Here is a 15,534-nt window from a genome sequence, read left to right as displayed (position 1 = left end):
GGATCACTCTCCGCGACCGGCAAGCCACAGCCCGCCAAGGAGACGACGGTGCGAAATCCCAGCTACGACATTCTGTTCGAACCGGCCAAGATCGGCCCGCTCACCGCGAAGAACCGCTTCTACCAGGTGCCGCATTGCAATGGCGGCGGCTATCGCGACCCCTCTGCCGTGGCGGCGATGCGCGGCATTAAGGCCGAGGGCGGCTGGGGCGTGATCTTCACCGAGCAGACCGAGATGCACCACACCTCGGAGATCACCCCCTTCATCGAGCTGCGGCTCTGGGACGACGCCGACATCCCGGCGCTGCGCCGCATGTCCGACGCGATGAAGTCCAAGGGCGCTCTGGCGGGCATCCAGCTGGCCTATTCCGGGATCAACGGGCCGAACCTCTACACCAAGGAAGTGCCGCTGGCGCCGTCGGCCCTGCCGATCCGCACCTTCACCAACGACCCGGTGCAGGCCCGCGCGATGGACAAGAGCGACATCCGCGACCTGCGCCGCTGGTTCGTCAACGCCGCCAAGCGCTCGAAGATGGCGGGGTTCGACCTGATCTGCCTCTACGGCGCGCATGGCTTCGGCATCTTCCAGCACTTCCTGTCGCGCGCCACCAACCAGCGCTCGGACGAATACGGCGGCTCGCTGGAGAACCGCGCCCGCTTCGTCAACGAGGTGGTCGCCGACATGCGCGACGCGGTGGGAGACACCATGGGGCTGACGCTGCGGGTCAGCCTCGACGAGCACATCGGCAAGCTGGGCTTCTCCAATGCCGAGCTGCGCGAGTTCATCGAGATGAACGCCGACCTGCCGGACCTCTGGGACTTGGCGCAGGGCACCTGGGAGGATTGCTCGGGCCCGTCGCGTTTCAAGGAAGAGGCGGCGCAGGAGACGCTGGTCACCGGCATCCGCGAGCTGACCTCGAAACCCGTGGTCGGCGTCGGCCGCTTCACTTCGCCCGACGTGATGGCGCGGCTGGTGAAGCTGGGCGTGCTCGACTTCATCGGCTGCGCCCGCCCGTCGATCGCCGATCCCTTCCTGCCCAAGAAGGTGGAGGAAGGCCGGATCGAGGACATTCGCGAGTGCATCGGCTGCAACATCTGCGTCACCGGCGACATGACCATGTCGATCAGCCGCTGCACCCAGAACCCAACCTTCATGGAGGAATGGCGCAAGGGCTGGCACCCCGAGAAGATGAACTCCAGGGGAGACAGCTCCAACGTGCTGATCGTCGGCGGCGGCCCGGCCGGGCTGGAGGCGGCGCGCGCCGTCTCTCTGCGCGGCTACGACGTGGCGCTGGCCGAGGCGGGCACCGAGCTGGGCGGGCGCGTCAGCCGCGAGCGCCTGCTGCCGGGGCTGTCCGCCTGGGGCCGGGTGGTCGACTATCGCACCTACCAGCTGTCGCAGCGCGCCAATGCCGAGACCTATTTCGACAGCCGCCTGAGCGCCCAGGAGATCCTCGAGTTCGGCTTCGAGAACGTCTGTATCGCCACCGGGTCGCACTGGCGCGCCGACGGCGTGTCGCGCCAGCACGTCGCGCCGATGCCCGCCGATCCCGCCATGCCGGTGTTCACCCCCGATGACATCATGGCCGGCAAGCTGCCGAAGGGCGAGGTCGTGCTCTTCGACGACGATCACTACTACATGGGCGGCGTCCTCGCCGAGCTGCTGGCCAAGGCGGGCTACACGGTGACCTTCGTCACCCCCTCGGCCTACGTCTCGGACTGGACACTGAACACGCTCGAGCAGGCGGAAATCCACAAGCGGCTGGTCGAGGCCGGGGTGAAGATCGTGCTCAACACCGGCATCGCCGCGCTGAAGTCCGGCGAGGTGGTGACCGAATGCAGCTACACCGGCCAGACCTCGGCGATCGGCTGCGAGGCCGTGGTGATGGTCGCCTCGCGAATCTCGGATGACGCGCTCTATCATGAGCTCAAGGCGCGCGAGGCCGACTGGGCCGACGCCGGCATCAAGTCGATCAAGCTGATCGGCGACGCGGCCGCGCCCGGCCCCATCGCCTGGGCCACCTACGCCGGCCATCGCTACGCCCGCGAACTCGACATGCCGGACATCGGCGATGCCCTGCCCTTCCGCCGCGAGGTCACGCAGCTCGCCTGATCTCCGCCCGGCGCCGAAGCGAAATGCCGCGCCGGGGCACTCCCAGGGGATCGCCGGATGACAGGCAGAAAGGCCGCAGAAGCCTTCGTCATCCGGCAGCGCGGCGGCAACCAGGCACCGAGCCGCGCCGCAGCGCCGATCCCGGCGAGGCCGGCCCCCGCCGCATCGCATCATCGCGCCGCCCGCCCGGAGAGGCCCGAGCAGGCGGCGCGCTTGAGACCTCCCAACCAAGAACCAACAGGAGAGACTCCCATGACAACAAGACCCTTTCTCGGCGCGGCCACGGCCATCGTCCTGGCGCTGCCGGCCTACGCGGAGGGCAACCTCAACCTCTACACCTGGTCCGACTCCGTCGCGCCGGAGCTGATCGAGAAGTTCGAGGCAGAGACCGGGATCTCGGTCAGCGTCGACGGCTTCAGCTCGAACGAGGACGCGCTGACCAAGCTGCAGGTGGGATCGTCGGGCTATGACATCGTCATCCCCTCGCAGCACTTCGTGAAGATCATGATCGACGAGGGCCTGCTGATGGACATCGACGCCAGCGCGCTCGATGCCTACGCGCAGGTCGACGACAAGTGGAGGGGCCAGTGGTGGGATCCGGAGAACGCCTACTCGATCCCCTTCGCCTATGGCACCGCCGGTTTCGCGGTGAACCGTGACGTCTACGAAGGCCCGGTCGACAGCTGGTCGGTCTACTTCGAGGCGCCCGAGGGGCTGGAGGGCCGGATCGCCTCGCTGGCGCAGCCCGACGAGGTGATCGGCGCGGCGCAGCTCTATCTCGGCGTGCCCTTCTGCTCGGAGGACAAGTCAGAGATGAAGAAGGTCTACGACCTGCTGGTCGCGCAGAAACCCGACGTCGCGGCCTACAGCTCGGACAATATCGAGAACCGCCTCGGCACCGGCGAGGTCGGCGCGCACTTCTGGTGGGACGGCTCGGTGCTGAAGACCCGCAACGCCGGGGCGCACCTCGAATATGCCGCGCCGAAAGAGGGGCTCGTCGGCTGGCTCGACAGCTTCGTCGTGCCGAAGGACGCGGAGAACGTCGAGAACGCCAAGATGTTCATCGACTTCATGTCGACCGAAGAGAATGCGACGGTGCAGTACAACTACTATGCGCATTCCTCGCCGGTGAAGCTGGACCTGACCAAGGCCAAGTACACCCCCGAGAACGCGCCCGAGCTGTTCCCGACGGTGCCGGTCGAATTCTCGCAGGCCTGCTAGCCCGCCGCGCAGGATCTGGTGACCAAGGTCTGGACCGACCTGCTGCGCTGAGCCTCCGGCAGCCTAAAGATTCCGCCCGGCCGGAGACTCTCCGGCCGGGCGCCTCCCCTTCACGGAAAGACCCGACGCCATGCCCGAGACCTCTGCAAGCACGCCGCCCGGCATCCCCGCCGAAACCATCGAAATCCACAATGCGCGCGACATCTACAGCCGCGCGCCGGTCTCTCTGCGGCTGAAGGACGGGCGGATCGACTGGATCGGCGCCCCCGGCAGCATGCCCGACGGCGAGGCCGAAGACAGCCCCGGGAACAGCGCCGGGGCGCGGCGCATCGAGGCCGAGGGGCTCTGGGTCTGCCCCGGGCTCTGCGACAGCCACCTGCACCTCTTCACCGGCGGCGTCACGCTGACCCAGCTCAGCCTCTTCGGCATCGACACGCGCGAGGATTTCGCCGCCGCGCTCGCCGACTACCGCAGGGGCCGCGAGGCCGACCCGCTGCTCTGCGCGATCTCGGCCAACTACGAGATCCTCGGCCCCGGCACCCGCCCCGACCGCCACGCGCTCGACGCGCTTCTGCCGGACCAGCCGCTGGTGATCTACGCCGTCGACCTGCACACCTCCTGGGCCAATACCGCGGCGCTCACCGCCGCCGGACTGATGGACCATGTGCCCGAGGTGAAGAACGCCGAGATCGTGCTCGGGCCGGACGGCAAACCCAACGGCGAGCTGCGCGAGGGCAATGCCATGCGCCTCGTCGGGCGGCTCTCGGCCAACGGCGGGCGCGACAATGCGGCAATGGCGGGCGACGAGCCGGGCGAGGTAACCGAGACCGAGCGCGCCGCCGACAAGGCCGCGCTCGCCGCGGCGATGCAGGCCTGCGCCGCCTACGGCATCACCACCGGCGTCAACATGGACGGCAACCTCTACCAGGCCGAGCTGCTGTCGGAGATGGAGCGGGACGGCGAACTGCCGATCCGCGTGTCGCTGGCCATGCGCCTGTCGCCCGCGCATGACGAGGCGCGCATCGCCGAGCTGATCGAGGCCGCCACCCGGCCGGGCTCGGAGAAGCTGTCCTTCGGACGGATCAAGATGTTCCTCGACGGGGTCTTCGACACCTGGACCGCCTATCGGACCGACGACTACCCGGACCGCCAGGGCTTCCGCAGCGAGCCGCTCTTCGCCCCGGACCGTTTCGAGGCGATCTGCAAGGCGGCGGATGCCAGGGGGCTGCAGATCCAGGTGCATTGCGTCGGCGACGCGGCGGTGAAGACCGCGCTCGACGGCTACCAGGCGGCGCGCGAGGCCAATGGCGCGCGCGAGTCCCGCCACCGGGTCGAGCATATCGACATGCTGCACCCGGACGACCTCGCCCGCTTCGCGGCGCTCGACGTGGTCGCCTCGATGCAGCCGGTGCACCCGCCGGGCTCCAGCGGCCTGCCGCTCGAGCCGACCGTCTCGATCATGGGGCGCGCGCGCTGGAAGGATACCTTCCCATGGAAGACGCTGCAGGACGCCGGCGCCAGCCTTGCCTTCGGCACCGACTGGCCGACCGCGCCGCTCTCGCCGTTCAACGCCATCCACTCGGCGCTGGCGCGCGAGCCCTGGGCCGCGGATGTGCCCGACCAGCGCATCCCCTTCGAGGCGGTGATCGACGCCTATACCGCGGGCGGCGCCCATGCGCTCTTTGCCGAAGGCACCCGCGGCAGGCTCGCGCCCGGCAAGGCGGCGGACGTGGTGCTGCTGCAGGGCGACCCGCGCGAGCTGCTCGGCGGCCCCGAGGCCTGCCGCGCCCACACCACGATCTGCGACGGCCGCGTCATCTACGAACGCGGCTGACGCGCGCACTCCCGAACGCAAACGGAAAGGGCCGGTCACGCATCTCCGCAACCGGCCCTTCGTCTAGACCCAAATATCCCGGGGGTGAAATCGCCGCAAGCGATGAGGGGGCAGCGCCCTCTCGCCCGGCTCAGCCCTTCGCGGCGACGCCGTAGATCTGCGCGATGCGCTCCACGGCGGCCTCGGGCGCCAGCTCCTCGCTCTCGCCGGTGCGGCGCGAGGTCAGCTCGACCACGCCGTTCTTCAGCCCGCGCGGGCCGACGGTGATGCGCCACGGCAGGCCGATGAGGTCCATGGTGGCGAACTTCGCACCGGCACGCTCGGACCGATCGTCGTAGAGCGGCTCCAGCCCCAGCGCGGAGAGCGCGGCGTAGAGCTTTTCGCAAGCCGCGTCCGCCTCGTCGTCGCCCTGCTTGAGATTGACGATGCCGCAGTGGAACGGGGTGACGCCCTCGGGCCAGATGATGCCCTTGTCGTCGTGGCTGGCTTCGATGATCGCGCCCAGCAGCCGCGACACGCCGATGCCGTGCGAGCCCATGTGCACGGGCACCTGGTTGCCGTCCTTGTCGGCAACGGTGGCGCCCATCGGCTCGGAGTACTTGGTGCCGAAGTAGAAGATCTGGCCGACCTCGATGCCGCGCGCGGTGCGGCGGCGCTCTTCGGGAACCTCGGCAAAGACCGCCTCGTCGTGAGTCTCGTCGGTGCGGGCGTAGCGCGAGGTGAACTCCTCGAGCACGGCCTGGCACTGCTCGACCGAGTCGTAGTCGATTTCGCGGTCGCCGAACTTCAGCTCGGTGATCTGGCTGTCGTAGAAGACCTCGGACTCGCCGGTCTCGGCCAGCACCAGGAATTCGTGGGTGTCGTCGCCGCCGATCGGGCCGCTGTCGGCGCGCATCGGGATCGCCTGCAGGCCCATGCGCTCGTAGGTGCGCAGGTAGCTGACGAGGTGACGGTTGTAGGCGTGCAGCGCGTCTTCCTTGGTCAGGTCGAAGTTGTAGCCGTCCTTCATGTAGAACTCGCGGCCGCGCATCACGCCGAAGCGCGGGCGGATCTCGTCGCGGAACTTCCACTGGATCTGGTAAAGCGTCAGCGGCAGGTCCTTGTAGCTGCCGACGTGGCTGCGGAAGATGTCGGTGATCAGCTCTTCGGCGGTGGGGGTGAACAGCATGTCGCGGTCGTGCCGGTCGCGGATGCGCAGCATTTCCTCGCCGTAATCGTCGTACCGGCCGCTCTCGCGCCACAGGTCCGCCGACTGGATCGTCGGCATCAGCATCGGGATATGACCGGCGCGCTTCTGCTCCTCGTGGATGATGTCCTCGATCTTGCGCAGCACCTTGAAGCCCAGCGGCAGCCAGGAATAGATCCCGGCGCTCGATTGCTTGATCATGCCGGCGCGCAGCATGTAGCGGTGCGAGACGATCTGCGCCTCGGAGGGCGTTTCTTTCAGAACGGGCAGGAAATAACGGCTCAGACGCATGCGGGCCTCCCGGAAATTGGCGTTTCGCCCGGGTTAGGCGAAGGCCGCGCCAAGAGCAAGTGCCCTGCGCGGATGGCAGCGACCGGGGCCGCCCCGCGGGCGAGGCCGAACGCCCCGCGCCGACACGGCAAAATCGAAGATGCCCCGGCCGCTCCGGCACCGGCGGCTTTGCGCCCGCGGCAGGCGTCACCCCTCCCGCAATTGCCGCAACAGTCTCTCGGGCTTGTAAAAAAGTGGCGGAGCGGCGATCAAGGGCAGACCGCAAGGAGAAGGATTCCCATGGCGTTGCCCGTGCGCGATCAGATGAAGTACTGGGGCGTGGCTGCCGTCGTCTTGGCCGTGGTGCTCTGGTACCTCGGAAACGTGCTGCTGCCGTTCATCCTCGGCGGCGCCATCGCCTATTTCCTTGACCCCGTGGCTGACCGGCTCGAGCGCATGGGGCTGAGCCGCGCCATGGCGACCATGGTGATCACCCTCGCCGCGATCCTGATCTTCGTCATCCTCGCGCTGGCGGTGGTGCCCGCGCTGGTGCGCCAGGCCGCCGACCTGATCGAGACCGCGCCGCAGCTCTTCCGCGACCTGCGCGATTTCCTCGGCACGCATTTCCCGACGCTGGTCGACGAGGGCAGCCCGATGCGCGAGGCGCTGGCCTCGATCGGCGAGACCGTCAAGGAGCGCGGCGCCGAGCTGCTGAACACCGCGCTGAGCTCGGCGATGTCGGTGATCAACATCCTGATGCTCTTCGTCATCGTGCCGGTGGTGGCGGTCTACCTGCTGCTCGACTGGGACCGCATGGTCGCCCGCATCGACGAGCTGCTGCCGCGCGATCACGCGCCGGTGGTGCGCCAGCTCGCCCGGGACATCGACGCGACGCTCGCCGGATTCGTGCGCGGCATGGGCTCGGTCTGCCTGATCCTCGGGTGCTACTATGCCATCGCGCTGGCGCTGGTCGGGCTGAACTTCGGCCTGGTGGTCGGGGTGATCGCCGGGCTGCTGACCTTCATCCCCTACGTCGGCGCGATCATCGGCGGCGCGCTGGCCATCGGCCTGGCGCTGTTCCAGTTCTGGGGCGAATGGTACTGGATCGCGGCGGTGGCCGGGATCTTCTTCCTCGGCCAGTTCCTCGAGGGCAACTTCCTCACGCCGAAGCTGGTGGGCAACTCGATCGGCCTGCACCCGGTGTGGCTGATCCTCGCCCTGTCGGTCTTCGGCACGCTCTTCGGCTTCGTCGGCATGCTTGTGGCAGTGCCGCTGGCCGCCGCGCTGGGGGTGATCATGCGCTTCGTGATCGACCAGTACAAGGACAGCCGCCTCTACCGCGGCCTCGAGACCGACAGCTACCGCTCGACCAAGGGGCCGGAGGCCCGGTGAACCTGCCGCCCCGCGCGGCACCGGCCCGCGGTGTCTTGCTCTCGCGCGACCGGCGCGTCTCGAGGACCTTGCGCCGCCGACTTCGGTCGGTCATCCTTGCCCTTTCATCAAGCTGTTGCAATTCGTGACGCATATGCCCCACATGACCATCGCCGATTTTCTCAAAGCCCCGATCCCGGAGCCCCAGGACCTGCCCGACACCGACCTGTCGGGCCCCGGCCGCTATTTCAACCGCGAGCTCAGCTGGCTCGGCTTCAACTGGCGGGTGCTGGAAGAGGCGGAGAACACCAAGGTGCCGCTGCTCGAGCGGCTGCGCTTCCTGTCGATCTCGGCGACCAACCTCGACGAGTTCTACACGGTGCGCGTCGCCGGCCTGCGCGAGCTGGCCCATGCCGGCAACACCACCCCGGCGGCGGACGGGCTGACCCCGGCGGAACAGCTTGTTCTGATCGACGAGGACGCGCGGCAGCTGATGGCGCATCAGCAGCGCGTGCTGGGGGCGCTGCAACTGGAACTGGAAGCGGCGGGCATCAGCCTCGTCGAGCGCGACGATCTGCAGCCCGAGGATCTCGAGCACCTGCAGACGCAGTTCCTCGAGCAGGTCTTCCCGGTGCTCTCGCCGCTGGCGATCGACCCGGCGCACCCCTTCCCCTTCATCGCCAACATGGGCTACTGCCTCGCGCTCGAGCTGGAACGCAAGCGCGACCGCCGCACCCGCCAGGCTCTGCTGCCGATCCCGCATCAGGTCGACCGCTTCATCGCCCTGCCCGCCGGCGAAGACGCGAAACGCTTCATCTTCCTCGAGGACGTGCTGCTGCTGCACATCGAGAGCCTGTTCCCCGGCTACCGGGTGAAGGATCACTTCGGCTTCCGCGTGCTGCGCGACAGCGACATCGAGGTCGAGGAAGAGGCCGAGGACCTGGTGCGCGAGTTCGAGGTGGCGCTGAAGCGCCGCCGCCGCGGCGAGGTCGTGCGTCTGACCGTCACCACCGGCGCCCCGAAGCAGCTGCGCAGCATCGTCATGCGCGAGCTGCTGGTCGGCGAGGACGAGGTGATCGAACTCGACGGGATGATCGGCATGGCCGATCTCAAGGAACTGGTGCTCGACGACCGCCCCGACCTGCTCTGGCCCACCTTCACCCCGCGCGTGCCCGAGCGGGTGCAGGACCACGAAGGCAACATGTTCGAGGCGATCAAGCAGAAGGACATGCTGCTGCACCACCCCTACGAGACCTTCGACATGGTGGTGCGCTTCCTGACCCAGGCGGCGCTCGATCCCGACGTGGTGGCGATCAAGCAGACGCTCTACCGCACCTCGCGCAACTCGCCGATCGTCGAGGCGCTCTGCGAGGCCGCCGAGGACGGCAAGTCGGTGACCGCGCTCGTGGAGCTGAAGGCGCGCTTCGACGAGGCCGCCAACATCCGCCAGTCGCGGCGGCTCGAGCGCTCGGGTGCCCACGTGGTCTACGGCTTCCTCGACTGGAAGACCCATGCCAAGATCTCGAGCGTGGTGCGCCGCGAGGGCGACAAGCTGGTGACCTATACCCACTGGGGGACCGGCAACTACCACCCGATCACCGCCAAGATCTACACCGACCTCAGCTTCTTCACCTGCGATGCGGCGCTTGGCCGCGATGCCTCCAAGATCTTCAACTACCTGTCGGGCTACGCGATGCCCGAGGGACTTGAGAACCTGGTGATCTCGCCGCACACGCTGAAACCGCGCATGCTCGAGCTGATCGAGGCCGAGGCCGAGCACGCCCGCCAGGGCCGCCCGGCACAGATCTGGCTGAAGATGAACTCGCTGATCGAGCCCGACATGATCGACGCGCTCTATGCCGCCAGCCAGGCCGGCGTGAAGATCGACTGCGTGATCCGCGGCATCTGCGGCCTGCGCCCCGGCATCAAGGGCCTGTCCGAGAACATCCGGGTCAAGAGCGTCGTCGGCCGCTTCCTCGAGCACTCGCGCATCGCCTGCTTCGGCAACGGCCACGGGCTGCCGCACAGCAAGGCGCGGGTGCTGATCTCCTCGGCGGACTGGATGGGGCGCAACCTCAACCGGCGCATCGAGACCGGGGTCGAGATCATGAACCCCACGGTGAAGGCGCAGATCGTCAGCCAGATCATGGCGGCCAACCTCGCCGACACGGCGCAGAGCTGGGTGATGGAGCCCTCGGGCAAGTTCACCCGCCACGCGGTGCCGGAAGGCGAGTTCTCGTTCAACTGCCACCGGTTCTTCATGGAGAACCCCTCGCTCTCGGGCCGCGGCTCGGCGGGGGCCAAGGACGTGCCGAAACTCACCCACGCCGGCGACTGAAGGCGCGGCGCGCACACGGATGCGGGAGGGGGCCTCGCCCCCCTTTCTTCTAGGCGAAAATATCCCGGGGGCGCGGCACGCAGGTGCCGCGGGGGCAGAGCCCCCGATTGGCCGCTTGCCCCGCCCGTGACGTGCCCTAACCTCTTTTGCGCCATGCGCTCTCCATGCTAGAGGGAGGGGCGAGACAAATGCCGGAGGAGCAGATGGACGGTAACGGCGACTCCAGCCAGGGCGACACCGGACTTTTCGGACGCCCGCTCTTCGAGGATCCCCGCGCGCGGCGCCTGTCCAAGGTCGGCGTCGTGGACATCGGCTCCAACTCCGTGCGCCTCGTGGTGTTTGACGGCGCGGCACGCAGCCCCGCCTATTTCTACAACGAGAAGATCATGTGCGGGCTCGGCGCCGGCATGTCAGAAACCGGGCGGCTCAACCCCGAGGGCAAGGCGCGCGCTCTGGCGGCGCTGCAGCGCTTCCAGACGCTGGCCCAGGGCATGGAACTGCCGCCGCTCACCGCCGTCGCCACCGCCGCCATGCGCGAGGCCGAGGACGGCCCGGCCTTCCGCGCCGAGATCGAGCAGGCGACCGGCCTGAAGATCTGGGTGATCGACGGCGACGAGGAGGCCCGGCTCTCGGCGCAGGGCGTGCTGCTCGGCTGGCCCGGCGCCAATGGCCTCGTCAGCGACATCGGCGGCTCGTCGATGGAACTGGCCGAGATCCGCGGCGGGCAGATCGGCAAACGCGCCACCTCGGCGCTGGGGCCGCTGAAGTTCAAGGACATCGACGGCGGCCGCAAGGCGCGCGAGAAATACATCGCCAAGGCGATCGAGGGGCTGGCCGAGCGCATGGGCACCGAGCCCGCGCCGCTGTTCCTCGTCGGTGGCTCCTGGCGCGCCATTGCGCGCATTGACATGGAACGGCTCGGCTACCCGCTGCACGTGCTGCACGAGTACCGGATGACCGTGGAGTCGGCGCAAGAGACGCTGAAGTTTATCCACGATGCCGATCTCGACGCGCTGCGTGGCGCCTGCGGCATCTCCTCGGCGCGGATGAGCCTGGTGCCCTATGCGGCCGAGGTGCTGGCCGAGCTGCTGAAGGTGTTCAAGCCGACCGGCATCGCCATCTCCAGCTACGGCATCCGCGAGGGGCTGCTCTACGAGCAGATGCCGCAGATGCTGCGCGACCGCGACCCGCTGATCGAGGCCTGCCGCTTCGCCGAGGCGAAGGACGCGCGCCTGCCCGGCTTCGGCAAGAAGCTGTTCCGCTTCGTGCTGCCGCTCTTTCCCGGCGCCTCGGACGCCACGCTGCGCATCGTCAAGGCGGCCTGCCTGCTGCATGACGTGAGCTGGCGCGCGCATCCCGACTACCGGGCAGAGACCTGTTTCGACAACGCCACCCGCGCCAACCTCGGCGGGCTCGACCACCCCGAGCGGGTCTATCTGGGTCTGGCCCTGCTGCACCGCTACCGCAACAAGCGCGAAGGCACGCGCTTCGAGGATTTCTACACGCTGCTCGACAAGGAGCGCACGCAGGAGGCCGAGATCCTCGGCAAGGCCATGCGCTTCGGCTCGATGCTGTGGATGTCGGACATCACCAAGGAAGACGGCGCGCAGTTCGACTGGGAGCCCGAGGAGCGCCGCCTGCGGCTGCACCTCACCGAGGAGGCCGCGCCGCTCTACGGCGAGGTAGCCGAGGCACGGCTCCTGTCGCTGGCCAAGGCGCTCTCGGCCAAGGCGCTGGTGGTCGACATCGACGGCTCCGAGCCGCGGGAGCTGCTCTGAGGCCGCGCCGGGCTGCCCGAGGTCAGAGCTCGATTTCGCCGCCCGGCCCGGTTTCCGGCATGTCGGGATCGTTTTCCGGCAGCATCTCGGGCATCTCCGGGTCGAGCTTCTCGCGGCGGCGGATCAGGATATCGCCATTCGGCAGCATCTCGGGCGCCTCGTAGAGCGTCCAGTCCTCGATCTGCTCGGAGAGCTGCGCCATGGCCGGGCCCATCTCGTCGACGAAGCTCTGCAGCGCCGGGCCCATCCGGTCGGCCAGCCCCCGCAGATCCTGCAGCGCCGGGTCGAGCTCGTCGCGCAGGCCGCGCAGGAACATGTCGGCGCCGCGCTCCATCAGGCTGGCGCCGCCGTCCGGTGACTCATCCATCTCGCCGGGCATTTCGCCGGGCGTGTCCGCCTCCTGTGCGGCGGCAGACGTGGCAAGCGGCGCAAGCGCGGCCGCGACGAAGTATGCCGCGAGGGCAAAAGGAAAAATCCGGATCATACCGGCACTATAGGCGGCTTGCTTGAGTCGCGACAGCGAAACCCGGGTGCCCCTGTCAGACGGCAAGATCCAGCGTGACCGGGAAGTGGTCCGAGGCGGTCAGCAGCGCCGTGCACAGCTCGGGCGTCCGCCAGCAGTGGGCATCCTCGAAGGGGTGCCAGATACGCCACGCGCGGGCCACCTCGCGCAGGTCGCGCGAGACCATCATGTAGTCGAGTAGCGCCTGGAGGTAGCGCTTCTGGGGCTCGATGTAGAAGCGTGCCGTGCTGGGCTGCGGCGCCAGCCGTCCGCGCAGTGCTTCCGCCGCGTGCGGATCGTAGAGCGCCATGTCGCCGGACCCGAGCAGGACCTCGACCGAACTGCGGCCGAACAGCGCCTCGTATTCGTCCTGCCCCGGGCCGTCGTTGAGATCGCCCATGACGATGACGCTCTCGCCGTCCTCGAGCAGCGCATCGACCCGCCGCCGCAGCCACACCGCCTCGGCGAGTTGCTTGCGCCGGTTGGCGATCGACGCGCGCTCGATCTCGTCCCTGCCCTTGGCCCCATGCGGCGCCTTGGATTTCAGATGCGCGCCGATCAACCGCAGCACGTTGCCCCGGGCGGTGGTCAGCTCGACCTCGAGCGGTGGCTTGGAAAAGGTCACCACGTCCTCGGTGCCATCGACGTGAAGATCGACGCGAAACTCCTCGTCGAACCGCGGTGCGCGATCGCTCTGCCCCGGCAGGTGACGCGCCCGCATCCGGTCGGGATCGTAGAGCAGCGCGATCTCCTGATGCGTGTCGTTGACGAAGCCGACCAGCACCTCGCGCGTGCGCAGCTCGAAGGCGCTGGCGAAATTGCCGAGCGCGCGGCGGGTGTCGCGGTGGGTGCCGGTGTCCGGCGCCTCGATGATCATCACCGCGTCGGCATCCATGGCGGTGAACACCATCCCCAGCGCCTCGGCCTGCTGGGCGCGGGTGATGTCGCGGCGCCCGGACCAGTGATCGTCGATCAGCAATTCGCCCTGCTTGCTGAAAAGCTCGTCGAACCACTCCACGTTGTAGGTGGCGAGGCGCATCGCCTCAGACCTGTTCGCGGGCCGAGATCTCTTCCCACGCCTGGTTGATCGCGATCAGCCGCTTTTCCGACAGCTTGATCGCCTCTTCCGGCAGGCCGCGGGCGCACATCACGTCGGGGTGGCTCTCGCGCACCAGCTTGCGCCATTGCTTGCGGATTTCGTCCAGCGGCATTTCGGGGCTGACGCCCAGCACGGTGAAGGGATCGGGGGCGGCATCGGGCACGAAGCGCGCGCGCAGCGCGCGGAAGGCCGCGTCCGGCATCTCGAAGATCTCGGCCACCCGCTCGAGAAAGGCATTCTCGGCCTTGTGGTAGTCGCCGTCTGCCATGGCAATGTAGAACAGCCCCTCCATGAGGTCGGAGAGCTGCTGCGCGTTGCCGTCGAACATGCGGCGGATGCGGCGGGCGTATTCCTCGAAGCCGGCGACGTCCTGCCGGGCGAGGTTGAACACCCGCGCCGCCGCGCCCTCGTCCTCGGGGGCGATGGTGAAGATCTCGCGGAAGGCGGCGACCTCGTTGCGGGTCACCTGCCCGTCCGCCTTGGCCATCTTGGCCGAGAGCGCGATGACCGCGATGGTGAAGGCGACGCTGCGCTCGGGCGGCTGACGCAGACGCTCGAAGACAGCGGTGAGCCCCTCGCCCTTGGCAAGGGCGGCAAGCGCTTCGGAGATGCGGGACCAGATCGACATGGCGCCAGTTTACGCGGCAATGCGGCAACTGTCAGTGCGACAACCGAGAAGTCACGAAAAATTCTGTGCGGTGTCAGCGGATCGTGGCACCGGCGCCCGTCAGAGAAACTTCTGCATGAGCACCAGATCCATCCACCGCCCGAACTTGAAGCCGACCTCGGGCAGCCGCGCCATTTCACGGAAGCCCAGGGCGGCGTGAAAGTCGATGCCTGCCTGGTTCTCTCCGGACACACCGGCGAACAGGCAATGCGCCCCCTGCCCCCGCGCCTCGGTCATCAGCGCTTCCATCAACGCGCGCCCCACGCCGCGCCCGCGCGCCGCCGGCCCGAGGATCACCGTGTGTTCGAGCGTCTTCGCGTAGCCCGGCCCGCTGCGGAACTGGAAAAAGGTGGCAAAGCCGAGCACCAGCCCGGCGTCCTCGGCGACGAGGAACGCCGGACCGCGCGCGGCGATGTCGGCCTGCAGCCCCTCAGGCGTCTTGCGCAGGTTGGTGAAGGTGGCGGCGCTGTCGTCGATGATCGGGTTCCAGATCGCCGCCACGGCGGCGGCATCCCCGGCGGTCGCGGGACGGATGATCATTGCAGGACCCGGCGACCGGACTGCGTGGCAAAGGTGGCGCGCAGGGCCGGCTTGGCCTCGACCGCGAAATCGATTTGCGGGGAGGTCAGCGCCGGGCCGATCAGCGCCTGAAGCTCGTCCGCGCGCGGGTGGGCGACGGTGAGCTGCTCGAGCCGCGTGCCCGCACCGGCGAGGGACACGCCGGGCGGTACAGGGCTCTGCCATTCGATCAGCGCCGGGAACAGCCCGTCGAAGGGCAGCATCCCGTCGCGGGGCACCGAGATCTTCCAGCTCAGCGACCCGCGGGTGACGGCGACCGCCTCGCCGGCCATGGGAAAGCGCGCCAGCGCCGCGTCGATGTCGGACACCCGGCAAATCCACTTGTCGAGCCGCGGCGGGCCGGAGAAGGTGTCGAGGCCGAACCAGCGTGCCCGCCCCGGCGCAGGGGCCGAGAAGTCCACGGCGATGGCCTCGAGGTAGAGCTCGTCTTCCAGCCCGATCAGGAAGTTGTGCGTGCCGAAATCGGGATGCACCCCGCCCGGCGACAGCGGCTGACCGAGCGCGCTTTCGGCATGGCTCACCGCCTCTGCCAGCGTCTCGCCAAGAACCGCCACGTGATCAAGCTCGAGCATCGTCC

Annotated in this window: 12 protein-coding genes; 6 read left to right on the top strand and 6 right to left on the bottom strand. The window is 68.4% G+C overall.

Annotation, left to right across the window (positions count from 1 at the left end; genetic code table 11):
- The first annotated feature begins 48 nt into the window (after positions 1 to 48).
- From LC039_RS17705 to LC039_RS17695, 3 genes are all read left to right on the top strand, one after another.
- A complete protein-coding gene (locus LC039_RS17705; protein ID WP_226626958.1) occupies positions 49 to 2,112 on the top strand; it encodes an NAD(P)-binding protein in 2,064 nt (687 codons plus the stop codon).
- A gap of 252 nt (positions 2,113 to 2,364) precedes the next feature.
- Positions 2,365 to 3,333, top strand: coding sequence for an extracellular solute-binding protein (locus LC039_RS17700; RefSeq protein WP_226626956.1), 969 nt, complete (start codon positions 2,365 to 2,367; stop codon positions 3,331 to 3,333).
- Between the two features lie 130 nt (positions 3,334 to 3,463).
- Positions 3,464 to 5,167: an amidohydrolase gene (locus LC039_RS17695; protein ID WP_226626953.1), complete on the top strand. Its 1,704-nt coding sequence runs from the start codon at positions 3,464 to 3,466 to the stop codon at positions 5,165 to 5,167.
- A gap of 130 nt (positions 5,168 to 5,297) precedes the next feature.
- On the opposite strand, the gene proS is transcribed toward LC039_RS17695, so the two are convergent.
- The gene (proS, locus tag LC039_RS17690) at positions 5,298 to 6,644 is read right to left on the bottom strand and encodes a proline--tRNA ligase (RefSeq protein WP_226626951.1); all 1,347 of its coding nucleotides are present in this window, start codon (positions 6,642 to 6,644) and stop codon (positions 5,298 to 5,300) included.
- 279 nt (positions 6,645 to 6,923) lie between these two features.
- Here proS and LC039_RS17685 point away from each other — a divergent pair, with 279 nt between their 5' ends.
- From LC039_RS17685 to LC039_RS17675, 3 genes are all read left to right on the top strand, one after another.
- The gene (locus tag LC039_RS17685) at positions 6,924 to 8,015 is read left to right on the top strand and encodes an AI-2E family transporter (RefSeq protein ID WP_226626948.1); all 1,092 of its coding nucleotides are present in this window, start codon (positions 6,924 to 6,926) and stop codon (positions 8,013 to 8,015) included.
- Positions 8,016 to 8,157: 142 nt separating this feature from the next.
- Complete coding sequence (locus LC039_RS17680; RefSeq protein WP_226626999.1) at positions 8,158 to 10,332, top strand: RNA degradosome polyphosphate kinase; 2,175 nt, start codon at positions 8,158 to 8,160, stop codon at positions 10,330 to 10,332.
- Between the two features lie 203 nt (positions 10,333 to 10,535).
- Entirely contained in the window at positions 10,536 to 12,110 is a 1,575-nt protein-coding gene (locus LC039_RS17675; protein WP_226626947.1) for a Ppx/GppA family phosphatase, read from the top strand.
- Positions 12,111 to 12,132: 22 nt separating this feature from the next.
- Here the strand turns inward: LC039_RS17675 and LC039_RS17670 are convergent, their stop codons facing one another.
- The 5 genes from LC039_RS17670 to LC039_RS17650 form a co-directional block, all read right to left on the bottom strand.
- Complete coding sequence (locus tag LC039_RS17670; protein WP_226626944.1) at positions 12,133 to 12,594, bottom strand: hypothetical protein; 462 nt, start codon at positions 12,592 to 12,594, stop codon at positions 12,133 to 12,135.
- A gap of 55 nt (positions 12,595 to 12,649) precedes the next feature.
- Entirely contained in the window at positions 12,650 to 13,651 is a 1,002-nt protein-coding gene (locus tag LC039_RS17665) for an endonuclease/exonuclease/phosphatase family protein (protein WP_226626942.1), read from the bottom strand.
- Positions 13,652 to 13,655: 4 nt separating this feature from the next.
- Positions 13,656 to 14,339 (bottom strand): molecular chaperone DjiA, encoded by a 684-nt coding sequence (locus tag LC039_RS17660; protein ID WP_226626939.1) that lies wholly within the window; start codon positions 14,337 to 14,339, stop codon positions 13,656 to 13,658.
- A 99-nt stretch (positions 14,340 to 14,438) separates the two neighbouring features.
- Positions 14,439 to 14,918 (bottom strand): GNAT family N-acetyltransferase, encoded by a 480-nt coding sequence (locus tag LC039_RS17655; protein ID WP_226626937.1) that lies wholly within the window; start codon positions 14,916 to 14,918, stop codon positions 14,439 to 14,441.
- Entirely contained in the window at positions 14,915 to 15,529 is a 615-nt protein-coding gene (locus LC039_RS17650; RefSeq protein ID WP_226626934.1) for a VOC family protein, read from the bottom strand. Before LC039_RS17650 ends, LC039_RS17655 begins: the two co-directional genes overlap by 4 nt.
- Positions 15,530 to 15,534 lie beyond the last annotated feature (5 nt).

It is taken from the genome of Alloyangia pacifica, from assembly GCF_020524285.1.
GTDB classification, from domain to species: domain Bacteria; phylum Pseudomonadota; class Alphaproteobacteria; order Rhodobacterales; family Rhodobacteraceae; genus Salipiger; species Salipiger pacificus_B.
Note: the sequence above shows the minus strand (reverse complement) of the source record. Positions and strands in the feature narration are given on the sequence as shown.